This window comes from Bacteroides sp. BFG-637, assembly GCF_024793605.1.
GTDB classification, from domain to species: Bacteria; Bacteroidota; Bacteroidia; order Bacteroidales; family Bacteroidaceae; genus Bacteroides; species Bacteroides vicugnae.
This window is the reverse complement of the sequence record NZ_JANUPD010000002.1, coordinates 6,315,699-6,338,552: the sequence shown is the minus strand read 5'-3', so window position 1 is coordinate 6,338,552 and position 22,854 is coordinate 6,315,699. Positions and strand designations below refer to the sequence as shown.

The window sequence follows — 22,854 nt, the reverse complement described above, 5'->3', positions numbered from 1 at the left end:
ATGAGTAGTGAACTGACATACGATGACTTTCTGGACAGGTTGAGCATACAGGAAGTACTGGTGGACGCAGGGTATCATCTGAACAAGAGAGATGGCTTGCGTTATCCGTCGTATGTGCGTACTGACAGTGAGGGCAGACGGGTGCGTGGTGATAAGTTCATTGTCACGCAGAATGGGAAATGTTGCTTCCAACCACCGCAGCAGAAGGTGTATAATGTCATTTCGTTCATCAAGGAGCATCCAGAAATGTTTTCAGAGAACAAGGTGGGAATGTCTCCTGACCGACTCGTCAACCTCGTCTGCAACCGACTGCTCAACCAACCCATAGAGGACAGACCATCGAAGATTACAGAACCAAGAAAGGACGGAAAGCCATTCAACCTGAATGACTACGACATCCACAAGTTCAATCCGCAGGACAGGGAAACGCAGAAAAGGTTTTATCCCTATTTTAAGTTCCGAGGCATCGACCTCTATACGCAGTATGCTTTTCATCGGCATTTCTGTCTGGCTACTAAGCATCGGACGGATGGACTTACCTTTGCCAACCTTGCCTTTCCGCTTGTACTGCCCAAGACACCCGACAAGACTGTGGGCTTTGAGGAACGAGGACGACCGAAGATGGACGGTAGCGGCGGTTACAAGGGCAAGGCAGAAGGAAGCAACAGCAGTGAAGGACTGTGGATTGCCAACCTCACGGGCGAGCCGTTGGATAAAGCAAGCGAAATTGTATGGTTTGAGAGTGCCTACGATGCCATGGCAGAGTATCAGATAAATCCTGTAAAGATGGTGTATGTATCTACGGGCGGCACACCCACCGAGGGACAGATGCGAGGACTTCTGTCCGTTACTCCCAACGCACGGCACTATTTGGGTTTTGACAAGGACGATGCAGGGCGGCAGTTTGTTGCAAACTTCAGGAAGGTGGCAGCAGAGATGGGCTTCCGTCACGAGCATGTGCAAGCCTATCATCCATTGGGTTGCTACAAGGACTGGAACGATGCGCTGCTCAACAAGAAATCAGCAGAACTGATTGCCAAGGGCGAACCAGATACCTTCGACTATGCCGAGTTTATCGCAGCCGGCAAGGCAGAGAAACAAAGGGAAAAAGAAGAAAAGAACACATATCATAGAAGCGTATGAGACAAGAAGATAATAGCATCATCACCTTGTGCCCCAGCATCGGACAGTTTTTCATCAACGAACTGCCTCTGTTGCTGTTGTGCGTGGCAATGCTCCTAATCGGAGGATTGCCCGGTTGTGCATATAGTACCCTGTTGCTTGTCTTCAGCCTCCTGTTCTCCCTCTGTTTACTCTACCGATTCATCTATCTGAGGAGTATCCGCTACCATATCGGGAGCGAGCAACTCATCTGTGAGCACGGAGTGTTTCAGCGGAGCGTGAACTACATGGAGTTGTACCGAGTGGTGGACTTTGCCGAGCATCAGACATTGATACAACAGTTATGCGGACTGAAAAGCGTGACCGTGTTGTCGATGGATAGAACGACACCGAAACTGGAAATGACCGGCATCAGCAACAGCTATGACGTGGTGAGTGTGATACGAACAAGAGTAGAAACGAACAAACGAAGAAAGGGCGTATATGAGATTACGAATAGATAAGATTTGGTTCATTGTCGTGGCATTGGTACTGAGCGTGCCGTCAGCCCATGCACAGATTGTGACTGCCAACCCTTTGGAATGGATGGCATTAGCAGAGGGCAACGAAGCCATCAACGGTGAGATAGAGAAGGAAATCAAAGGTCAGACCAAGACTGCCCTGTTGCAGAATACCATCGCCGCAGAGTTCACCAAGATACACGAATGGGAGAAGAAGTACAACAGTTATCTGAAAACCGCCAGTGGTTATGCCTCTTCCCTCAAAGCCTGTACCTATCTGTACGACGATGGAGTGAAGATATTCATCACCTTGTGTAAGATGCGCAAGGCCATCAACAATAATCCGCAAGGCATCGTTGCCACCCTCTCGATGAACAACCTGTATATGGAGACCGCCACGGAATTGGTGTCCGTCTTCACACTGCTGAAAGATGCAGTCGCCAAAGGAGGCAAAGAGAACATGCTGACTGGTGCGGAAAGGAGCAAGACGCTGTGGGCACTGAACGACAAGCTGAGTGCCTTCAGCAAGAAGCTGCATCGTCTTTATCTGTCTATACGATATTACACCATGACCGATGTGTGGAACGGCGTGACGGCAGGGATGATAGACCGAAGCAATGGAGAGATAGCCACCCAAGCCCTTAGCAGATGGCGCAGAGCAGGACGTATGACCATCAGTGATTAACGATAAAGGAATCAGTCATGAAGTATTTCATATCAATTGCCATTTTTATGTTTATATCATCTTTTGCAGGAGTGCGGGCGCAGAACGACCCGACTCTTGCGGGGATGATTCTGATGTACACCAACAAGGCGGAGAAAGAACTGAAGAATCAGGAGAAAGTGATGCTGCTACAATCCACCGGCCATATCTGGACCAAGGAGGAAGTGGAAGCCACTACCGACCTGCAGCGGGAGTTCAACAACTATCTGGACTCCTTCCGTTCCATCGTCAGCTATGCCGCACAGATATATGGTTTCTATCACGAGATAGGTCAGTTGGTGGACAATATGGGTGGATTGGTGGCGCAGTTGGATGCCCATCCTGCCAACGGACTTGCCGTAGCCCTGTCAGCCAAGCGCAACAAGATATACCGCGAGCTGATTATGAACAGCATCGAGATAGTTAATGACATACGCACGGTATGCCTGTCGGGCAACAAGATGACCGAGAAGGAGCGTGTGGAGATAGTCTTCGGCATCCGACCCAAACTGAAGAAGATGAACAAGCAGTTGAAGCGACTGACGAGGGCGGTGAAATACACCACCATGGGCGATGTTTGGATGGAGATAGACGAAGGGGCAAGACCCACCAAAGCGAACAAAGCCGAGATAGCAGCGGCTGCCAAGAGGCGGTGGAAGCAGGTGGGCAAGAACGTAAACTGATGGAGCAGCGAGAGCAGAGCCGAACTTGTTCGAGCTATGCCGAGTCGTGACAGAAGAAGACGAAGTCAAACCGTGATTAAAAAACGATAAGATATGGGATTTTGGAGTTCATTATTGAAATATGGTGGCAAGGCGGCACGAGGTACTGGCCATGTCATCGGAGTAACTGGAAAGACCTTAGGCAGTGCGGCACTCCACCCGCAACGCACCCTTATGGGAGCCGGCAAGGCTATGCAGACGGCCGCAGTGGGTAGTGCCGCAGGCTATGTGACATGGGAGAAGCTGACCACAGACAAGAGCGTGGCACGCATCGTAGGTGATGCTGTCATCGGCGAGAATGCCACGGAAGCGGTGGCACAAACCGCCAACGATGTGCAACGTCTGACGGGCAAGGCTGGTGAAGCCGTTGATGCGGTGAACACTGTAGCCGGAAAGATGGACACCCAGTTCAGCGGCATCAGTGATTTCTTTAGGAATATGTTCGGAGGCGTAGGATGCGACATGATAGGCAATCTCTTTGGCAATATCGGCAAGGGCAACGTGTCGGGTATGAGCATCGTCGGACTGGTGGCTGCCGCCTTCCATGGTATTCGGACGCTTTGGTTGGATGAGCAAGATTGCGGGTGCCCTGCTTGGAGCGATGATCATCGGGAACAATTCTAAGGTGGCGCAAACTCTGCCTAACAGAGGCGGTACGTCTTCACATGGGCAGAACATGAAAGAAGCAGAGACCCAAAGCAGAGGGATGAAACGATAACCAATATACAGTGATATGAGATATACAGAAGAAATGATACTGCGCTCATCGAGCGGCTACTGTATGCCGTTTGAGGAGCCTATAAAGCAGGACGTGCAGATGTCCTTGGGTTACGGAGAGCAGAAAAATCCCGTGACGGGAGAAACATTCTTCCATCACGGCATAGACTTCTCAGTGAACCATTACCTGCTGTCGGCGGTGGCAACGGGAACCGTCTCTGCCATTGGGTCGGACGCGGAGCATGGCATCTACCAGACCATCCGCTACGGCAAATACGAAGTGACTTACAGGCATCTCTCCAATGTCTTCGCCAACTTCTCCCAAAGCGTCAAGGCCGGTCAGACCATCGCCATCAGTGGCGACCTGCTGCACATGGAGGTGAGGTTTGACGGAGAGGAAATCAATCCGTTGGAGTTCCTCACCATGCTCTACGGCAATATCAAGGCATTGGAGCACAATTCCCAAATGGGCATCAATGAACTGGACATGAACATCCCTTCACCCTACGACACCGACCGTCAGGAGATAGAGGCATTGATGCTCCGCTTCCTTCCCTCCTACTTCGAGGACCTTCAACAAGGAGCATACTCTCTGCCCGAACATACGGAGCAGTCGTTGAGAAACATCTTCTCGTTGGGAGCGAGCAAGCATTATTTCTACGAGACCATGCCGAGCATGGCTAATCCCTTGGGCATCGGCAACCGCTGTATGCCTTTGGCGACTAAGGTGCAGAACCTGCTCATTGCCGACTTTCTCAACTATCTTGCCATGCGACATCAGGTATATCTCTCCACGATGGACGAGGTGTTAAAAAAAACTCCAAGAGCAAGCCCTGACGCATGACGGCATCATCGACCCTCTTGCCGACTTGGACGTGGATATCCAGAGCTTCGACATTCCGAGGATAGTGAGCGTCTATCCCGACCGGGCTGGCGTGAGATGGTGGACAAAGGCATGGTTCAATGGTAAGGAAGAGGGGGAACCCTCCGTGGAGATTGAGGAACGTATGGCCGTGCAGTTCATCCACTGCCAAGTGGACAAGGACGCATGGTTGGAGGAACACTATCCTAAGCAGATGGAGATATATCACAATGCCATCGAGCAGACAAAGGAACAGATATTACAGCAGTATAATATATAAACAAGGTATATGGCAGTTAAGAACAGTCAGCGATTCGCAGAGATAGAGCGTCTGATGGGCGACTACTTCGGGTGTCACCTTGCCCCCCGTGATGGGCAGGGTGCAACGGGACTTGTCCAACAGACAGGCAGACGAGATGCGAGCCTACTCCAACAGTACGGCTGGCATCCTACGCTCATTGGCCACTGCCAATATGCCTGGTGATGACCCATACGCCACGCTGAAGATTACAGGCAAGTGGAACAGCAAGACCACCGAAGACTATCTGGCGATGTGCAAGGAGGCTATTGTCGGCAACAAGGATATGCAGCGTGACCTTGCCGTGATGGCTGAGGAATGGCGCAAGGCGGTGGTGACGGAGATAGGACGAGAGCGGTACGATGCACTCTCTAAACAACTCGGTTGTGATTTGGCATACGCCTATATCGATCACCGCATGGAGCAGCTGATGATAGAAAAAATGGTGAAAGACCGTATGCCAACATCTTCTGCCGACTATATCATCCGCAAGGCGGCACAAAGCAGTCTGTTCGGTCTGCCCTACGAACTGAACAAGTCACCCCTTGCCGCAGAGATAGAAGCCAAAGGAGAGGCAGCCTATAAGCCCTCTCGAACAGAGAAGGCAGCGGGATGGGCAGCCGGAGCGGGTGCCGATGTCGTGGCCATGGGAGGGATTGGCTCATGGGCAACCTTCGCCAAGTTTGTCGGTATCGATATGGTGATGAATGTCGGCATGGAGCACCTAAGCAAGAAAGGTAGCAGCCAAGAGGTCTGTGTCGAGGAGTGTATCAGCAAGGGAGTTTTCGGTACGGGCACCAACGTCTTCGCCTCATTCCGCAAACAGGCAAAAGTCATCAAGAACCACGAGAACAGCTATATCAAGGCTACCAACAGCCATTTCAAGAACAAGATTCCCACGAGCAATATCACTTTTATGGATTGGACGAAACAAACCGAGCAGACCTCTTTTCCTTGGAACAAAGGTACGTTCCTTGACCCTCAGAGAAACGAAGCAACCAAACGTACAGGCAAGTACAAGGATGTGCCCTTGATAGTTGCGCCTGGACAGGAAGACGAGTATCTGGAGGTTAAGGCGAGACTGGATGCAGAGGCTGAGAAGGAGAAGAAGGCAGAACCGAAAGAAACTCCTGATTCATCGACTGAAGAGGCAACACCATCTGTAGTCCAGCAGGAGGAAACAGCCTTACAAACAAACGAAAATGGATGGGACGGGCTGTTGCAGAGTTTTGGACTGAACGGCTTTTCAGACATCGGCAAGAACCTTGGTTATGTGTTGGCGATGCTGCCCGATGTACTGGTGGGACTGTTCACTGGCAAGACAAAATCGCTGAATATGGACAATAGCCTCCTTCCTTTGGCCTCTATCGTGGCTGGAATGTTCGTGAAGAATCCTATACTGAAGATGCTGTTGATGGGTATGGGAGGTGCCAATCTGCTCAACAAAGCGGGACATGAGGTGCTGGGCAGGAAACAGCAGGAAGGCATTGCACCTACAGTTAGTCCTGCTGCATCTCGCATTCAGTACCGCCAATATCCTGATGAACCACTCAATCCTCGTATCAGCAACCCGATGCTGCAAGGGCGGTGTCTCGTTGCCAACATTGACCATGTGCCTTGTACCATTCAACTGCCTGACAGTGTGATTGGGGCGCATCAGTCGGGGGCATTGCCGCTGAATACATTGGCTAACGCCATACTTGCCAAGAACGACCAGATGCGACAGATGGCAGCAATGCAGTACGAAGAGCAGGCACGGGAGAGCGTGGTGCGACCGAGGGGAATACAGTGAAGCCCGACAACAAAATTGTCGGGAACGGTGGCTTGGTAAGCCAATTATAGAATGTGATTGAGATAAACAAAAAGATAAAAGCATGAAAGAGAAATCAGAATTTGAGAAGCGGACGGCGGAGAAGCAGGTGTCGCTGCTCACTGAGGCACTGACGAGTGCGGTGGATGCCAAGGGACATTGGTTGAATGCAAGCGGCAAACTCTATCCGAAGCTCTATCCCAAGGGCTTTTCGGTCAGTCCGTTCAATGCCCTTGTCCTTGCCCTTGACTCCGATGCCAAGGGTTGCAAGAGCAATCTGTTTACGCAGTTCTCCGAAGCGAAGGCACGGGGTGAGAGCGTGAGGGAGCATGAGAAAGGTGTGCCGTTCCTGTATTACAATTGGAATAAGTACGTCAACCGCAACAATCCCGACGATGTCATCACCAAGGAGGCATACGCAGAACTGTCGGAACAGGACAAACAGCAGTACAAGGGAGTGAAAAACCGTGAGATCCGTGTGCTGTTCAATATCGACCAGACGCTACTGCCTATGGCTAACGAAACAGCCTACACTACGGCATTGAAGAAGGATGGCACGGTGGAGGATAGAGGTTATGGCGACAAGGAGGACAAGCAGCTGCATGGGTGCGTCAACGGATTCCTTCAGAAGATGAAGGACAACCTCGTGAATGTACGTCAGGACGGCACGGGTGTGGCGCACTACGACACCGAGAAGGATGTCATCTACCTGCCACGGCAGCGTGACTTCGAGCACTACAATGACTATGTACAGGAGATGATGCGTCAGTTGGTGTCTGCCACCGGTCATCAGCAGCGGTTGGCACGTGAGGGCATGGTCATGAAGAACGGCAAAGCCCCGTCGGAGGATGCCGTGAAGAAGGAACGACTCATCACTGAGATAGCTTCGGGCGTGAAGATGCTCGAACTGGGACTGCCTGCCCGTCTGTCAAAGGACAGCCTTAGCATGGTGGACTATTGGACGAGGGAACTGAAGGAAGACCCTTGTCTGATTGATGCCATCGAGAGTGAGGTGAACGGTGCGCTGAAGGTGTTGAAGAAAGCCGAACTGGGTGAAAAGGTGGAGTATGCCACCGACCAGCATCAGCGAGAGACGGCGCAGATACAGGTGCAGTTGCCCAACCACTACTTCGTAGCAGACGAAATCAAGCAGCATCCCAACGAGGAGCAGCGTACTGTGGTCATCGTGCGTGATGATGCCAGCAAGACCGCCGATGTGGTGCTGCCACAGGGTGCATCGTTGGAGGTGAACAACGAGATCAAGGGCATGAACAAGCAACGCTTCACCAATGCCTTGCAGAAAGAGGGTTATGACAACGTGCGTTTCTACAATCCCGACGGAGCCTTGGGCTTCCGTCCCGACGACAGTTATTTCGCCGACAAGAAAATCACGGTATCAAGACTGCGCAACTGGTCTATCGAAGACCTATCCTCGTTGGATGCTTCTGAGGCCGTAACCCACAGCCGTGACATCGGTTTCGACAATGTGCAGTTGGTAAAGGATGACAAGGAGCGGTGGGCATTGTACATCAAGCCCGAAGGTAAGGAGGGCTTTGCCGTCTATCCCGACAAAGGAGACCTCAATCATTTCTTCACCACCTTGAAGCAGTCGATGGACAACATCGAGCGTGTGCGTGAGGAACTGGCACAGAAGTATTATGCTATGGCAGAGGCGAAACCCGACCTGAAGGTGGACATCTTCGGAGGTAATGAGCAGGAGGTTGATTTGAACCGCATCCAGCGTGTGGCAGTATTCCGTGCCAAATCGGGCGAATGCCTGTGTGCAGCCACTATTGACGGCAAGAAGTTGCAGCCGAGAAGTGTCAGTCCGTCACAATGGCAACGATTGTGGGTGGCTCCTGACAGGGATTCCTACAAGCAGAACCTTGCCGCCTCGCTGTTTGCTGATGTATTGCAGAAAGACAACAATGTCGAGCAAAGTACACAAGAGAAGCAGGAAGAAGCGACGGAGGTGAAGCAAGCGGAGACGGCAATTGTCGATAAGCATGATGAACAGAAGGAAGTGGTACTTAAGGAAGATAAAAGCTCTGAACAAAGGGAAGAGAAGAAACAAGAGGAAAAGAAAGAAGAAAAAGAAGGATGAAAAGGCTGTCAAGGCTGCTGTCTCTCCCCTTGTCCAACAATATCTTGACTTGAAGAAGAAGCATCCTGATGCCATTCTTTTGTTTCGCTGCGGTGACTTCTATGAGACCTACAAGGATGATGCGGTGAAGGCATCCAAAATATTGGGTATTACGCTGACAAAGAGCAATGGGCGCAAGGATGATGAAGGCAAGCCGTTGGCAATGGCAGGATTCCCATATCATGCCCTCGACACCTATCTGCCGAAGCTCATTCGTGCTGGTGAACGGGTGGCCATCTGTGACCAGTTGGAAATGCCGAAGCAGACAACATCATCGAAGCGTGGAATTACGGAGATGGTGTCACCTGGAAAAGAGACAGGAAAGCAGATGGCACAGGAAAGTCAAGAAACAGAACAACACACCAGTCTAAGGAGATAGGCTTATGGGAAAGAACGCAGCGTATGCCGCACAATATGCGGAGGAAGCCAAAGAACAGATGCGGATGTATGGGATTCCTGCCTCCGTCATCTTGGCGCAAGCCATACTGGAGAGCAGCAACGGACAGAGCCAACTGTCGCGCGAATGCAACAACCACTTTGGCATCAAGGCTACGGCATCGTGGTTGAAGAATGGCGGAGAGTATGGAGTCTATACGGATGATAGGCCCAACGAGAAATTCTGTAAGTACAAAAGCGTGGGTGACAGTTATGAGCATCACTCGCAGTTCCTGAAGCAGAACAAGCGTTATGCGCAGTGCTTCACGCTGTCGCCTGACGACTACAAGGGATGGACGAAGGGCATTGAGCGTGCCGGCTATGCCACGGGCGGCGGTTATGCTGCAAGTCTGCAGCGCATCATTGAAGCCAACGGACTGGACAAGTATGACAGTGAGGTGATGGCTGAGATGCGGGCAGAAGGTCGGTCGTTCGGGGTGGAGAATAATCCTCGTAGAGAAATGCCTGCTGCCCATGTACCGCAGTCTGCCGGGTATTCCTTTCCTGTGGAGCGAGAGGAGTTTCTCTTCATCACCTCGCCTTTCGGCAATCGCCAGGATCCGATGGATGCCACCAAGCAGCAGATGCACAAGGGCATTGACATCAAGACGAACCATGAGGCGGTGTTGGCCACGGAGAACGGCGGCAAGGTGGTGGCGGTGAACCATAATGCGAACACGGCAGGAGGGAAATCCGTCACCGTGGAATACAGCCGTGAGGATGGCAGCAAGGTGCAATGCTCCTACCTGCATCTGTCTGACATAGCAGTAAAGGTAGGTGACGTGGTTAATGCCAGTCAGAAGTTGGGGGTGTCGGGAAATACCGGCACCAGAACCACTGGCGAGCATCTGCATTTCGGAGTGAAGAGTGTATCGGCTGACGGCTCAAAAAGGGATATGGATCCAGCCGCTTATCTGGCAGAAATCGGACAGAAAGGCAACATCAAGCTACAGGCCCTGCATAACGGCAATGACCTGTTGGCAAAATACAAGAGCAATGCGCCACAGGAGCAGAAGGTTTCGTCGGAGGACTGGATGAAGAAAATCCTTTCCTCGGAGGACAGCGGCGTGGGCATTTCGGGAACGAATGACCCTATACTCGACATGGCGATGACCACCTTCATGTCGCTGATGATGTTGGCAGCGCAGATTGACAGCAATGATGAGGAACGACAAAAAGGACTTATCTCTGCCATGGCAGCCAACCGGCTCGTAGATTTGACCTCGCTTGTTCCAGGCATGAGGCAATGCACCATTACTGTGGGTGAGAACGGCAAGACTGTGCTTCATGCAGAGAGCGGTACGGTGAAGATTGACCGTGAACTGACCTCCTCGGAGATGAACCGCCTGTCGCTCATTTTGGGCAATGCCAATCTGTCGGAAGAAAGCAAACGGACGAAGATTGCGGGAATGGTGACAGGCATCGTGGCGACACAGCAGGCTTCGCAGAACTTCGAGCAAGGGATGGAGGCTGAGAGTCAACAACAAAATCTGCAAAGGAAATGAAAAGGATAGCAAGTCATCTGTGTACATTGCTGGTGGGTATGGTAGCTGTGGCAGGACACTTCCATGCTTACCCAATGGCTTTTCGGTCAGACCGTGGCCATCATCTATCTCGGCTTCCAACTTATCATAGCAGCGTGGATAGTCTATGAACTGATACGTGCGCTAGTATATGATGATTGAAAAGAGATTATTGTCATTGCTAAGACATTTCACTTGGACGATGGATATGTATAATTCAAATAGTATCGAGCAATGATCAAATGTAATGTAACAGTGTGCGGAACGGTCAGCAAGGCTGCGACCTGCCGCACGAACAAGGAGGGCAAGGCATTCGTGAGCTTTGCCATGAACGTAGTCATTCCAGCGAAGAGCGGGATTAACAAGACCATCGAGGTGTCGGTCATCAAAGATGGGACACTGACGGAGGTGGGCAGCTGCAACATCGGCGAACGCATTGAGGTAGCCGGTGTATTGGTACCAAGAAAATGGGGCGATGTCCTTTATTTCAACCTGTCGGCAAGCAGCATCAGCCACCAGCCTGACGAGGCAGAGGACTGCATCAAGGGCGTGATGGAGTTCCGCGGCAAGGTGGGCAAGAGCATTGAGGACAAGACGGACAAGAATGGTGTGCCGTACTGCCAGTTCTCCGCTTTCAGCGCAGAGAAAGTACAGGACGGATTTGAATACATCTGGGTAAGTTTCTTCCTATTCGATGGCAAATGCGAGGCATGGCTGCAACCAGGCGTGAAAGCGAACATCAAAGGGGCATTGTCTGTCAGTGTCTTCAATGACAAACTGGACTTCTCCTGCCGAGTGTCTGAAATGAGCGAATATGTTCCGCAGCCCTATAATGGTTAATTGACTATGGGAAAGCCTTATGCTAAGGAAGGTCCGAGTGCCGAAGACAAGGCACTCGACCTGTTTGCCGATATGATGATTGAGCGTATTCAGTCGCTGTCGGGCAAAGACGGATGGAAAAAGCCCTGGTTTACTGAAGGTGCGTTGCAATGGCCGAAAAACCTGAACGGACGAGAATATAATGGCATGAACGCTATGATGTTGCTCCTGCATTGCGAGAAGGAGGGTTACAAGATTCCTCGCTTCTGTACCTTCGACCGCATACAGCAGTTTAACAAAACTGGCAAGAAAGACGAGGAACAGAAGCCCCGTGTGTCAGTACTGAAAGGTGAGCATTCTTTCCCCGTGATGCTCACCACGTTTACGGTGGTCAATAAGGAAACAAAGGAACACATCAAGTGGGAGGACTACAAACTGCTCTCTCAGGAAGAGCGCGAAAAGTACAATGTATATCCAAAGCTTCAGACTTACCATGTCTTCAATGTGGCGCAGACCAACCTGAAGGAGGTCAGACCAGAGTTTTGGGAGAAACTGGAACAGGAATACTCGATGCCCAAGGTAGAGAAGGACGAGCAGTTTGCCTTTGAACCCGTGGATAGGATGATAGCGGACAACCGTTGGATATGTCCCATCAAACCGATGTTCGGTGATTCCGCCTATTTCTCCATCAGCAAGAATGAGATTGTGATGCCTGAGAAAAGGCAGTTCAAGGATGGGGAGTCTTTCTACTCGAACCTTTTCCACGAGATGGGACACTCCACGGGTGCGGAGGGACAGTTAGACCGCATCAAGCCCGCTACCTTCGGCTCGGCAGAGTATGCACGCGAGGAACTGGTGGCAGAACTGACGGCTGCGCTGACCGCTCAGCGGTATGGCATGACAAAGCATCTGAAAGGAGATTCGGCTGCCTATTTGAAGTCTTGGCTGGATTCGCTGAAGGAGTCGCCGCAGTTCATCAAGACCACGCTACTCGATGTGAAAAAAGCTACCTCAATGCTCACGCAGCATATCGACAAGATTGCTATGGAGATAGACCAGGAGAAAAAGGCTGAGCAGGAAAACGGGCAAGGGAAAAGTTATCTATCCATAGATGACGGCGACCATGCAGTCTTGGCATATAATGGTTCTGCTGTATATATCCAGCATCATGAGAAGGAGGACTCTGTAAAGATTGCTGTGCCGACGAGTAACGGTCTGGAAGTGAAACTCTCTGTTCCTTACGACCACGGCAAAGACCTTGACACCAATTATCAGGAGGCTTTTGCCCAGTACAAAAGCCTGACAGAGCCTTCACAATCGAAAGAAAACGTCTATTATGCCTCCATCGCCTATCTCCAATCAACGGATGACACATCGGAACTGGATAAGCTAAAGGAGAAAGGTGACTATCAAGGACTGCTGACGCTTGCCAAGGAATACTATGACGGGAACGGCATGGACGAGGAGCAGACCTACAGGAAGCCGTGCCAGAACAGAGGCGATGACCTGCTAATAGAGGACAAGGACTTTGCAGTGGTCTATAACGGGAGTGTCGGCGGTACGTATGAGGTGTTCCTGAAGCATACGGAGCAAGAAGTGCGTGACCATATCACTCGCTATGGCATAGGACGTGCCAGTGAGGACGTGAAGGCTGTGGCGAGGGAGATGACCGCCGAAGAGTTTTCGGAATTGGCGCAGCGAAAAATGCCGATATTCCAAATGCCGAATGGTGGTTTGCTGAACCTGCAATATAACAAGGATAAGGATAGCCTGGATGTGGGGACTGTGACCAATGCAGGACTCTCTGTGAAGCATACCTTCCCTTTCAGCCACAACCATTCTATGGACGCAAACATCAGCTCTGCGTATGAGCAACTGCTTGACATGGAGGAGTACCAGAAGGAAGAGGTACAAGAGGAGCACGTTGCCAAGTCCGCTTTCCGAAGATGAGAGTAGTATCGTAGTATATACTAATCGTAGGCTTTACTACTCATAGTAGGTACTAACAATAGTCAGCCGCAAGGAGTAATGTCCCTGCGGCTGATTTAATTTGGGGTCATTCCATATTATGAAGGAATGCTTGTAAATCCTCGTCTGGAATGCTCTTCAGTTTCACCGGCTTGAAGCCGTCCAACTGCTCCACTTGAAATATCTCGTCCACTCCATATTTGGAGCCATCCACCTTTACGCTCTCCATTTCATTGACGGAGGTATAGCCATACTCCGTTTCATGCAGACCGCATACGATGGTGAACAACGTGGTGTCGTTACCTTCCGGCTGTCCTTCAAGTACGAACCAACGGACGTGTCCGATGAAGAATATTGCCACACAAACGGCATCCTTGCCTTTGCCGTCCTGTGAATACAGAGGATAGGATTTCAGTATCTCCTCCAATACGGGTGTAATCAATCTGCTTGCCATAGTCAATCGTTGTTAAGTGTTCTGTAATACATTCTGTTCTCTACAAGGTGTTCGATGGCCTCTGCTGCCAATCGGCACACCCACTCGTCACGCTGGTCATAACGACCTTTTTGATAGTCGTTGGCAAGGCGTTCCAAGAAGGCAAACACCACCTTGCCCTTTTCGTTGATAAGATAGCGATGGTCATCTGCAAGGGCATTGCCTACCTTGGCGGCTGACCCCATCTGACCGTTTACGAACCGTGAGAAGCACTCGACAAATGCCTGCTCGTTTTCTGATAATCTGTGTAATTCCATACGCAAAGAAATTATTTGTTCAACTTGTTTTTCTTCCCTCCTTTTGAAGCCTTTCGGCTCCTCTTGTCGGGAACTGATTTTTCGTGCATCAAAAGACTGCGGAATGAGGGCGATAAGGCAAGAAAACAGACGGAGGAGTTAATGAAATACCCAAATCTTTGATTTGCGGAAAGCTGTCGTTCAGTCCTCTGCCTGTTAGCATGGCGGTACTTGACCATTCGCCCGGGCAGTAACTTTGCAAAGAAAAATGGGCATCGGCAAGTGGAATAGACACTACAAAACAGGAAAATCATTGATTTTTAGTGCATTTTTCTTTATTTCTTTCTTTGATTTAGGATAAAATATATAACTTTGCCTCCGAAAAAGTGTCACAAGTGACAGTTTTTCGTAAAATATGATAGTAAACAGATATAGATACATAGAACAGTTGAGCCGTTCAAAGAACAACGGGCTCATAAAGATAATCACAGGATTGCGACGTTCAGGCAAGTCGTTCCTTCTGAAGAAACTCTTTCATCAGCATCTATTGGATGAGGGCGTGAGAGAAGACCATATTCTCGTCATCGACATGGAGAGTAGGAAGAACAGAGAGTTCAAGAACCCGGACTACCTGTTGGACTGGGTGGAAAAGATGATGATTGACTATGAGACTTATTATATCATCATCGACGAGGTGCAGGAGGTGGAAGACTTTGTAGAGGTGCTCTCTTCCTTGTCAGTTACCGAAGGGGCGGATGTGTATGTCACAGGCTCCAACTCGCGTTTCCTGTCCTCTGACCTGGTGACGGAATTCCGAGGCAGAGGTGACGAGATACATGTGTGGCCACTATCCTTCAAGGAGTTCATGACGGTGTATGATGGTTCGAAAGAAGACGGTTGGGCTGAATACAGACTGTACGGAGGTTTGCCGCAACTACTTACACAGGTTGGGGATGAGAAGAAGGCTGATTTCCTGCGTCGCCTTTATCGCACGGTATATCTACGTGACATCTACGAGCGGAACAACATAGGAACTGAGACCTGAATTTGAAGAATTGTCGAAGACCGTAGCATCCAGTATAGGAGCACCTGTCAATGCACTGAATATAGCCAATACGTTCAAGTCCGTAAGCAATGTGCAGAGCATAACCGACAAGACAGTGTCGGCTTATCTGGAATATATGCAGGATGCTTTCCTTATCGAAAAATCCGAAAGGTTCGACATCAAAGGACGGAAATACATAGGTTCGTTGTCCAAGTATTATTATCAGGACGTAGGTCTGAGGAATGCTATTCTGTCGTTCCGTCAGAGCGAGCCGACACATATCATGGAGAACGTCATCTACAATGAGATGCGTATGCGAGGATGGCTCGTGGATGTGGGTAACGTCTATCATCGAGTGAGGAATACGGAAGGAAAGCAGCAGAGGGTGACATTGGAAGTGGATTTTGTCTGCAACAAAGGGAGCGAGCGGATCTACATCCAGTCGGCGTGGCGTATGCCCGATGCAGAAAAGATGGAACAGGAGAAACGGTCGTTGCGTCTTGTAGATGACTCTTTCCGCAAACTGCTGATCGTGGGAGAACATACCAAGCAGTGGAGCGACGAAAACGGCATACAGATAATGAGTATATATGACTTCCTGCTTGACTGGTCAAGTACTGAGAAACACGGATAAAAAAAGATATGCGCATAGAATATGCGTTAATACATATATGATTAAGGGAGGGCCTATCCATCACGGACAAGCCCTCCCTTTCTAAAATTTATCAATGAAAAAAAGTTTTAGTGCTCTTGTTCGGAGCTGTATGTCTGGCTATAGATACAGCAGGATTCTGGTATGGCGGTTCGCCTCATTGGGCGAGTAATCGTCAATGCCGCCATCGAAAATCTGAGAGATGGTGCCATTTTCCATACCACGTTTCATCAGTTCCTCTGCAATGAATCTGGCACGGGAACGGCTGAGGTTATCATTGATGGCTTCACTGCCTGTGGCACTGTCGGCAGCGCCGATGACCTTAACTTTCAAGCCATATTTCTTGGCGATGCGTGCTACTTCGTCGAGATTGACGAGCTGTGACCTGTTGAGCAACCTGTCAGTGCCAAGTTCAAAGAAGAAATAGATGGGCGCACCTATGCAAGCCTTTCCTGAGTGGATGAGCGATAGGTAATCGTCTTCCGGCTCACCTTCAGCATTGCCATATTCTTCTGTACAAGAGGCGGACTCCATGACCTTTGTCTTTTGACCATTACCATACTTGTCTCTCATTCTTGCACGCAGCGAGTTGAGACCGCTGTAGTCGTTTCGAGGATAGCCATTTGTGACGGAAGAAGCGGCATCGTCAGAAAAGAGGTGGCCGTACTTGTCCAGAAGTCCCTCGATGGCAAGAATCTTGCGCAGCTGCTCCAGAGTCTGACAATCTCGATCGTGCTGGGCGTGATAGCGGCTGTTGCTGTCAGAAAGGGATGAGGCGTATGCCGAAAGCCATTCGTTCTGTGCGATGTACGGGCGAGCGTCTATCACTCGCTTCCAGCCAGTCTTGCCGATGCGGACAGAGAGGCCGAGGGATGCGGACAGCAGATGGTCGCCAAGGCGGTGTGCCTTGCCATAGCCGTCAAAATCCTGCATGGTGGTCATGTTGCCTATCTCTGCCGTAACAGCAATGCGTGGGGAGAGATGATACTGCCCCTGTATGCCGTAGGAAATGGCAAAGGGCTTGTGGGCATTCACCTTGTTGTGCAGCATACCCACGCCCACGTATGGAATGACACTCCATCTGGCAAGAGTGTGTACATCGTCCTTGTAGAGGTTGCCGAGGACATTCCACATGAAATCAGCACGCAGGTACTGGTAGTCCTGCGAGGAGTTGTTGCAGTCGTTGAACTGCATACCGCCATAGTTCAGACGACCGCCGACGGAAGGTGTGAACCATTTGCCGATCGACACGGAGAATGCCGGTTTCATGCGACCGAATAGGTCGTTGCATCCGAGCGGTTTGCCGAGGAAGACCGTAGTTCCTCCTGCCGCTTGGACAAACCAGTTGTCCGTCCATGGCGAAGCTACCAATGCCCCTTTCATGTAGGAAGGTTTAAGCGGACGAAGCATACCGTCTGCCGAAAGTCTGCATACAACGGTGGTGGTGTCCGCCGTGCGGTGATAGTCTTTGGCTTGCGCACCCAATGAAAGGGCGAAGCCAAGGGATAGAATAAGTATTTTTCTCATGTTGTTCAATTTAATCTGGTGAATACTATAACAGGTGATACGTGACAGTGCCGCTTATCGTTTCTTCCTTTTGCCGGAAGAGGGGCGCATCATGCGTGCAGCTTTCATCATGCAACGGCGTGCCCAAGCGCGTTCATCCTCGTCATCGTCACGTCCCCATTTGAGGTCGGACGAACTGCCGCCACCGCCATGACCTTCGGCAAAGGTGGTGGCATCATCGACGTAGCCGAGGAATAGAAGCGTGGCACAGTACATCACCTCCGTTCCATTCTCCGCAAAGGCCTGAAGCAGGGAACCGTCAAACACGTCCTTGCCCTCATTGGAAAGCCGTGCCACACGTTCGGAGAACTCGCTGACCATGTTTTCGAGAAGGGCATTTCTGAGAACGGTGTCCGCACCTTGTCGGATAGTATCGGAATATCTGTGTGCCTCCTGCCGCAACTCCTCCGTGCGCTCCTTCATGGCGGTCATCTCCTCACGCAGGGCATCGAGCTTGCGGTCAGCCTCTGAGAGCTTCTCCTGCTTGTCGTCCAGTTTCGACTGGATAGCGGACAGTTCCTGCTCCAGCTCTTGGACTTGCTGACGGAGAGCATCAGGATTGTCGTGACCTGCAAGAATCTGCCGATGCAATTCAGCAAGTGCCGCCTCCTTCTCAGCCTTCTCCTGCAAGAGGTTGTTGACCATTGAGGTGAGTCCTTTTACTCTCCGCTCTGCCAGACGGATGTCCGATTGGAGCGAGGCGAGTGTCCGCTGATGGGTGGCGACGGACTGCTCAATGGTGGTGCACTGTTCTGACAGCTGGCGGCGGTATTCTTCGGTGGTGCGGTGGCGTGCTCCCGTCTCTGAGACGGAAGTTCCGCGCTCCATGCCCCAACGCTTGTTGACATCGGCAAATTCGCTGTGCAGGGCTTTCATCCTGGCAGAAAACTCGTACTTGTCCTTTCCGGCGAATATCTGTTTGTATGCAAACTTGCCGTCCTTGATTGGCAAGAGGGTGCAGTGAACGTGCGGATTGGTTTCGTCCAAGTGTAAGATGAAAGCGACGATGTTCTCCTCACCGTATTTGTCCGCAACAAAGCGGTAAACATCCTTTGCCCATTCCTCAATGTCCTTGCATCGGGTTAGATGCGAATTGTCCGCTCCGTGAGTGAGATTCACCTTCTGGTCACCGAATGCCAATTCTGTCATACGTTCTCGTGAGCCTCCGAAGATGAAATTGACCACTGTGCGGAAGCGTGGCTCTGCCAGTCCCTCGTTGGGGTCTTTGATTCCACGGCTCCGCAGGATGTCTGCCATGCGCTCCGGGATGCTTCGGCTCTTGTCTATAGGACAAACCTTGCCGCCCCGAACCTCGAAGTTGAGCCGCTCACGGCTGCGGTCGTAGTTGCCTGTTGATTCAGCGGATCCCCAACCCTTTTCCGTCCAACGGCGTTGGTGCTCGTTGCTCTGTGCTGTGGTGATTCCCTTAGATGGTCGGAAATCCATAACCTGTTTTGGTGTTGCCATAACCTATTTCCTTTTATGTGTGTACAACTCTCCTGTCTCCAGCTTGCTGCTTGTAAGGACAGCCTCCCGATGGTCGGAGACCAAGAGGGGTATTAGGCTACCCAAATTCCCTCATTTCCGACCAACGGGCAAGCCCGATTATTTTACAGCAATGGCAGACGTGTAAACACTGTGCCAGTAGAAAAGAAGAAGCGTTGTACGGTGATTATTAGAGGTTAATACAGCCTTTTGATGGACAGGAGCCCTCTTGGTTGGCTACAATGGCAAGGAACGGTCGGCAGAGTGACTGAAACTGTGACTTGATGGCTGCGCTTTCCTGATGCAAGGCTGGTGAGCTGCCATCCAATGCCAATTCTGATATTGCCTTTGCCGCCTCGATGAATGAGAGCCAGTCTCCTCCCAGGTCTTTGTAAAAGAAGGGAAGAAGGGAGGTAACGAGGGCGTTATCTGTTTCCTGCGAAAGCACCTGATGGAAGGTGGCTTCGCAGACAGCTGTGAGTGCAGTCATACAAAAGGCGTGTCCTACAGATTCGGGAATGTTTCTTCCGCATGGCACCTTGCCAATTGAATTGCCATTGTCGGCTTTCTGCAAGATAATGGCTACTTCCTCTGTTGCATCTTCGTAGAGTTGTTCACATTCCGAGGCGCAAGCCGATGCGGACATCTTGCCGCTTCGCCATTCGTCCAATGCGGTACACATCTTCTGGCGGAACACATCCAAGGCTGCGTCAATCGGAGAAACGGCAGGTGTCTCAGCCAACATCGGGATGGTGATGATTTGGCTCTTCGTGAGACGGGTGACGGAAATCTGGTTCATCTTCTCCAACTGCTCGATGAAGGTGCGGACAGTGGCGCGGTGCCAATGCCAGCATCCTGCCAGTTCGGTAATGGTGATTACAAACTGCCCGTTGGACAGGCTGAACTCCTGCTTGCACAGATCCTTGGGGATGTACTGTACAGAAGCCTTGTCTACAAGGTCAAGGTAGGCTTCGAGCTTCGACAGCCTTATCCCGGACCTCTCTTTCAAGAACTCCAACAGGGACATCCGTTCAGACATCTTGCCGGAACTCGTTCTATGTTTCTGTTTCTTCATTTCAATAATCTGTTTGGTGAATACTGTTGTTTGTCGCCAGCTCCATTATACAAAAGGAACGGCATGATACAGGTGATACTTAATAGTAGTATATGATGAGCATTTCTGTGTCTTCGAGGAGCATCTTGCGGTCAGCCTTGTTCTTCCACAGCGATATGACTATGCGCGAGGGATAGAACAGTGATGCCAGAAGGACAAAGGAGATGGTGACAGCAAGCGTGAACAGATGAGGAGTGAAGACAAACACCACTGCCGCCAACGCGGCGATGCAGAAGGGTGTCCGCTCCTCGTGCAGACGCTGTAGCCACCTCTCCACATCCATAAAGACAAAGAATATGGCAAACGCTATGGTGGAAGCCACTACGCCTATGTCGTTATAGTGTACACAGAGGTAGAGGAAGTGGAACACGTACAGCAGGATGAGCAGCATCAACCGGTAGAGCTTCCTTGCTGTCACAAGCGCGGTCATGCGCAGATAGAACCGTGTCATAAACTGTCTGCGGCTTCTGTGCAGAATCATCGTCACAAAGAAGAACGCTGACATCAGGATGAGAAACAGTATCTTACTTGTCATAATATGTATAGCATGTGAATAATGGAAGTGGACTCAGGTCGGGCTGGACGACACCGTGTGTGGCAGTGGATATGATACGCTCCACATCCTCCAGTGTCAGTTCTCCCTTGATTATTCTCTGACGGAAAGCTCCGTCGGTTGTCCGAAGGCTCTTGATAGCCTGTTCCAAGTCGTACTCGGCTATCTGCCACACTTGCCCTCTCGTGTAGGGGAAATGATGGTGGATGGCCTTGACCACAAGCACACGGCTGAGGATGTCGGTCATTCTGCCGTTCCTGACTATCGTGTGGTTGCGGACAGTGGCGATGCTCTCAATCTCCAGCCATGTGCGGTGACGGTCGAGAAGATGGATAATCTTCATGTAAAGCGTTTCCTTCATCAGATGGTCGGGAGCTTGTGGCATGACTTTGGCCTTTGTTGTGGACAACAGAATGGAGCGTTGTTGCGGTAGAACAGGACTGTCATCTGGCAAATGTAACTTTCAAATGAAGTCGAGCAGGACTTCCTCCTTGGGCTTCATGTATTTGAAGAACCCGTTCTTGCAATGCAGACTGAGGTCGAGGCATACATCTGCCGACATGTGCTCCAGCGAGTCATAGATGGTCACTTTTATCTGGCTGACCATGCCACGCTCATCTGTGGAGCCGTTGACCTTGAACATCCGTCCGAAAGAAGGGTTGGAATAGGCACAGCAGCTGTGTCCGAACTCCGTATGACGGCTTGGAATGTGGTGATAGAGGATTATCATTTCCATCTCGTCTTCGAGCATATCCATCACCTCCTCTATCGTGAAAGGGGTGTTCAACTGGAAAGTAAGAAGCACGTAATCGTCATACTTGACAGGCTTCTCCATCTTGCGCTTGTCCAGCAGTTCTGGCAACTGCAAAGGCACGACGGCAAGGAAATCATCGCAAAACTGTTCTAACATAATCGTATTCTCTGTTTGGGGTGTTTATAATCTTGTGACATAAATCTTCATCATGAGCATGGGCATATCCGACAGGCGTTGCTTGTCGAGGTGCAGTTTCTTGGCCAGACCGTCCATCTCCTTGGGGAGCGCATCGGCTATTTTGTAGAGGTCTGCCTTGTCCTTGTCGGAGAGCACGCTCACGGAAAGGTCATCCATCGTCATGAACGGCTGCATCATCATCAGGAGGTAGGCGTGCATGGTGTGCTCGTCCTTTACCCTGCCACTATTCAGATCCTCGATAGCCGCTTGTGCGTTGCGCAGCAGACGGTGGTTGGTGCGCATGGAGAGGTATATCATTGCATCCTTGTGGGACAAATCCTTGCGGTCGGCGGCACGGAGTATCTCCCGACAGCAGTGTTCGGTGTTTCGTCTGATGTCACCGATGTCATCGTCAGCAAAATCCGGCAGGTATTGCAGGAAGGATTTGAAATACAAATGCTCTTCCTTGATGAAAGCGAGCAGGTCTTCCTTGCCGTGAATGCCTTGCTTGGCGGATTTTTGCAGGAACAGCAGGTAACGCTTCAGTACCGCCTGTTTACCACCTTTATTATATATAGGCAGGCTATCCAAGGAAGCGAAGAATGGCTGTGCTTCCTTCACGGCTTGCTGTAGTTCCTCATCACCAACATGGGAAGAGGTCTGTTCTCTGAGATAGAGCAGGTCGTGAAAGGTGCGTTGCTTAGACATCGCCATACGGCACAGCTCGATGTGGATGGAGTCGTTCAACTCATGATATACCGTGAACGGGTATGAGTGGGCTTTCCTGACAGTGTCACGTGAGATGCACGATGTCACGGAATCGTCCAACACGCGCCATTCGTTGACAATCTTAACTAATGTCTGAATTGAGACCTTGCCGTTCTGTCGAAGAGTGGTCAGAAAGCCATGATACTCTCTGATGGCTTCATCGCTCGAATGGAACGACTTCGTGCCGTTTCCGTCTGAACATGCTGTCAGCATGACTACGGCAAACGCAGTGGCAATACAAATGGCAAGTCTGATACAGCCATGCGAGTTTGATTTTGCATTATGCAATATTTGCTTCATGCAATGGAGGTTGGTTTGTCCTCCGAAAAGTTGGGTTTCATATTTCATTGTTGTCATTATTTTGAGTCTGATTTTGAAATTGACGGTGC

General features: G+C 50.6%; 18 protein-coding genes and 4 pseudogenes. 13 read left to right on the top strand and 9 right to left on the bottom strand.

The window, feature by feature from the left end; translation table 11 throughout:
* The 12 genes and pseudogenes from NXX38_RS24985 (at position 1) to NXX38_RS24925 (ending at position 13,604) form a co-directional block, all read left to right on the top strand.
* Positions 1–1,143 carry a toprim domain-containing protein gene (locus NXX38_RS24985; RefSeq protein WP_005816242.1) on the top strand — a complete coding sequence of 381 codons (1,143 nt, stop codon included), beginning with the start codon at positions 1–3 and terminating at the stop codon, positions 1,141–1,143.
* Positions 1,140–1,625: a PH domain-containing protein gene (locus NXX38_RS24980; protein WP_005816244.1), complete on the top strand. Its 486-nt coding sequence runs from the start codon at positions 1,140–1,142 to the stop codon at positions 1,623–1,625. The genes NXX38_RS24985 and NXX38_RS24980 overlap by 4 nt, the downstream gene beginning before the upstream one ends.
* Complete coding sequence (locus NXX38_RS24975) at positions 1,606–2,307, top strand: hypothetical protein (protein WP_005816246.1); 702 nt, start codon at positions 1,606–1,608, stop codon at positions 2,305–2,307. The genes NXX38_RS24980 and NXX38_RS24975 overlap by 20 nt, the downstream gene beginning before the upstream one ends.
* 17 nt (positions 2,308–2,324) lie before the next feature.
* Positions 2,325–3,008 carry a hypothetical protein gene (locus NXX38_RS24970; protein WP_005816248.1) on the top strand — a complete coding sequence of 228 codons (684 nt, stop codon included), beginning with the start codon at positions 2,325–2,327 and terminating at the stop codon, positions 3,006–3,008.
* A 93-nt stretch (positions 3,009–3,101) separates the two neighbouring features.
* Positions 3,102–3,765, top strand: a pseudogene (locus NXX38_RS24965) (hypothetical protein).
* Between the two features lie 15 nt (positions 3,766–3,780).
* Positions 3,781–4,608: a M23 family metallopeptidase gene (locus NXX38_RS24960; RefSeq protein ID WP_008021370.1), complete on the top strand. Its 828-nt coding sequence runs from the start codon at positions 3,781–3,783 to the stop codon at positions 4,606–4,608.
* 25 nt (positions 4,609–4,633) lie between these two features.
* Positions 4,634–4,906 (top strand): hypothetical protein, encoded by a 273-nt coding sequence (locus NXX38_RS24955; RefSeq protein ID WP_007897422.1) that lies wholly within the window; start codon positions 4,634–4,636, stop codon positions 4,904–4,906.
* A gap of 9 nt (positions 4,907–4,915) precedes the next feature.
* A pseudogene (locus NXX38_RS24950) lies at positions 4,916–6,716 on the top strand (hypothetical protein).
* Positions 6,717–6,798: 82 nt separating this feature from the next.
* Positions 6,799–9,256 (top strand): annotated as a pseudogene (locus NXX38_RS24945) (zincin-like metallopeptidase domain-containing protein).
* Between the two features lie 4 nt (positions 9,257–9,260).
* Positions 9,261–10,817 carry a glucosaminidase domain-containing protein gene (locus NXX38_RS24935; RefSeq protein WP_005816260.1) on the top strand — a complete coding sequence of 519 codons (1,557 nt, stop codon included), beginning with the start codon at positions 9,261–9,263 and terminating at the stop codon, positions 10,815–10,817.
* 252 nt (positions 10,818–11,069) lie between these two features.
* Entirely contained in the window at positions 11,070–11,675 is a 606-nt protein-coding gene (locus tag NXX38_RS24930) for a hypothetical protein (RefSeq protein ID WP_005816265.1), read from the top strand.
* Positions 11,676–11,681: 6 nt separating this feature from the next.
* Positions 11,682–13,604: a zincin-like metallopeptidase domain-containing protein gene (locus tag NXX38_RS24925; protein ID WP_005816267.1), complete on the top strand. Its 1,923-nt coding sequence runs from the start codon at positions 11,682–11,684 to the stop codon at positions 13,602–13,604.
* A gap of 106 nt (positions 13,605–13,710) precedes the next feature.
* Here NXX38_RS24925 and NXX38_RS24920 read toward each other — a convergent pair whose 3' ends face one another.
* Both NXX38_RS24920 and NXX38_RS24915 read right to left on the bottom strand, forming a co-directional pair.
* On the bottom strand, positions 13,711–14,076 hold the full coding sequence (locus NXX38_RS24920; RefSeq protein WP_005816269.1) for a DUF2958 domain-containing protein: 366 nt from the start codon (positions 14,074–14,076) through the stop codon (positions 13,711–13,713).
* A 2-nt stretch (positions 14,077–14,078) separates the two neighbouring features.
* Entirely contained in the window at positions 14,079–14,372 is a 294-nt protein-coding gene (locus tag NXX38_RS24915; protein WP_005816271.1) for a hypothetical protein, read from the bottom strand.
* A gap of 394 nt (positions 14,373–14,766) precedes the next feature.
* Between NXX38_RS24915 and NXX38_RS24910 the strand changes: the two are divergent.
* Positions 14,767–16,030 (top strand): annotated as a pseudogene (locus tag NXX38_RS24910) (ATP-binding protein).
* A gap of 138 nt (positions 16,031–16,168) precedes the next feature.
* Here the strand turns inward: NXX38_RS24910 and NXX38_RS24905 are convergent.
* From NXX38_RS24905 to NXX38_RS24875, 7 genes are all read right to left on the bottom strand, one after another.
* Complete coding sequence (locus tag NXX38_RS24905; protein ID WP_005816276.1) at positions 16,169–17,575, bottom strand: OmpA family protein; 1,407 nt, start codon at positions 17,573–17,575, stop codon at positions 16,169–16,171.
* Between the two features lie 54 nt (positions 17,576–17,629).
* A complete protein-coding gene (mobV, locus tag NXX38_RS24900) occupies positions 17,630–19,081 on the bottom strand; it encodes a MobV family relaxase (RefSeq protein WP_005816278.1) in 1,452 nt (483 codons plus the stop codon).
* A 208-nt stretch (positions 19,082–19,289) separates the two neighbouring features.
* Positions 19,290–20,174 (bottom strand): hypothetical protein, encoded by an 885-nt coding sequence (locus NXX38_RS24895; protein WP_005816280.1) that lies wholly within the window; start codon positions 20,172–20,174, stop codon positions 19,290–19,292.
* Positions 20,175–20,253: 79 nt separating this feature from the next.
* Entirely contained in the window at positions 20,254–20,748 is a 495-nt protein-coding gene (locus NXX38_RS24890) for a hypothetical protein (protein WP_005816282.1), read from the bottom strand.
* Positions 20,738–21,175, bottom strand: coding sequence for a hypothetical protein (locus NXX38_RS24885; RefSeq protein ID WP_224204808.1), 438 nt, complete (start codon positions 21,173–21,175; stop codon positions 20,738–20,740). The genes NXX38_RS24890 and NXX38_RS24885 overlap by 11 nt, the downstream gene beginning before the upstream one ends.
* Positions 21,176–21,229: 54 nt before the next feature.
* The gene (locus NXX38_RS24880; protein WP_004319947.1) at positions 21,230–21,676 is read right to left on the bottom strand and encodes a hypothetical protein; all 447 of its coding nucleotides are present in this window, start codon (positions 21,674–21,676) and stop codon (positions 21,230–21,232) included.
* Positions 21,677–21,700: 24 nt separating this feature from the next.
* Positions 21,701–22,813 carry a hypothetical protein gene (locus NXX38_RS24875; RefSeq protein WP_005816286.1) on the bottom strand — a complete coding sequence of 371 codons (1,113 nt, stop codon included), beginning with the start codon at positions 22,811–22,813 and terminating at the stop codon, positions 21,701–21,703.
* Positions 22,814–22,854: the final 41 nt, after the last annotated feature.

Coding starts and splice junctions, on each gene's coding strand:
- NXX38_RS24985 (WP_005816242.1), top strand. CDS start 1: ATGAGTAGTGAACTGACATACGATGACTTTCTGGACAGGTTGAGCATA.
- NXX38_RS24980 (WP_005816244.1), top strand. CDS start 1,140: ATGAGACAAGAAGATAATAGCATCATCACCTTGTGCCCCAGCATCGGA.
- NXX38_RS24975 (WP_005816246.1), top strand. CDS start 1,606: ATGAGATTACGAATAGATAAGATTTGGTTCATTGTCGTGGCATTGGTA.
- NXX38_RS24970 (WP_005816248.1), top strand. CDS start 2,325: ATGAAGTATTTCATATCAATTGCCATTTTTATGTTTATATCATCTTTT.
- NXX38_RS24960 (WP_008021370.1), top strand. CDS start 3,781: ATGAGATATACAGAAGAAATGATACTGCGCTCATCGAGCGGCTACTGT.
- NXX38_RS24935 (WP_005816260.1), top strand. CDS start 9,261: ATGGGAAAGAACGCAGCGTATGCCGCACAATATGCGGAGGAAGCCAAA.
- NXX38_RS24930 (WP_005816265.1), top strand. CDS start 11,070: ATGATCAAATGTAATGTAACAGTGTGCGGAACGGTCAGCAAGGCTGCG.
- NXX38_RS24925 (WP_005816267.1), top strand. CDS start 11,682: ATGGGAAAGCCTTATGCTAAGGAAGGTCCGAGTGCCGAAGACAAGGCA.
- NXX38_RS24920 (WP_005816269.1), bottom strand. CDS start 14,076: ATGGCAAGCAGATTGATTACACCCGTATTGGAGGAGATACTGAAATCC.
- NXX38_RS24915 (WP_005816271.1), bottom strand. CDS start 14,372: ATGGAATTACACAGATTATCAGAAAACGAGCAGGCATTTGTCGAGTGC.
- NXX38_RS24905 (WP_005816276.1), bottom strand. CDS start 17,575: ATGAGAAAAATACTTATTCTATCCCTTGGCTTCGCCCTTTCATTGGGT.
- mobV (WP_005816278.1), bottom strand. CDS start 19,081: ATGGCAACACCAAAACAGGTTATGGATTTCCGACCATCTAAGGGAATC.
- NXX38_RS24895 (WP_005816280.1), bottom strand. CDS start 20,174: ATGAAGAAACAGAAACATAGAACGAGTTCCGGCAAGATGTCTGAACGG.
- NXX38_RS24890 (WP_005816282.1), bottom strand. CDS start 20,748: ATGACAAGTAAGATACTGTTTCTCATCCTGATGTCAGCGTTCTTCTTT.
- NXX38_RS24880 (WP_004319947.1), bottom strand. CDS start 21,676: ATGTTAGAACAGTTTTGCGATGATTTCCTTGCCGTCGTGCCTTTGCAG.
- NXX38_RS24875 (WP_005816286.1), bottom strand. CDS start 22,813: ATGAAATATGAAACCCAACTTTTCGGAGGACAAACCAACCTCCATTGC.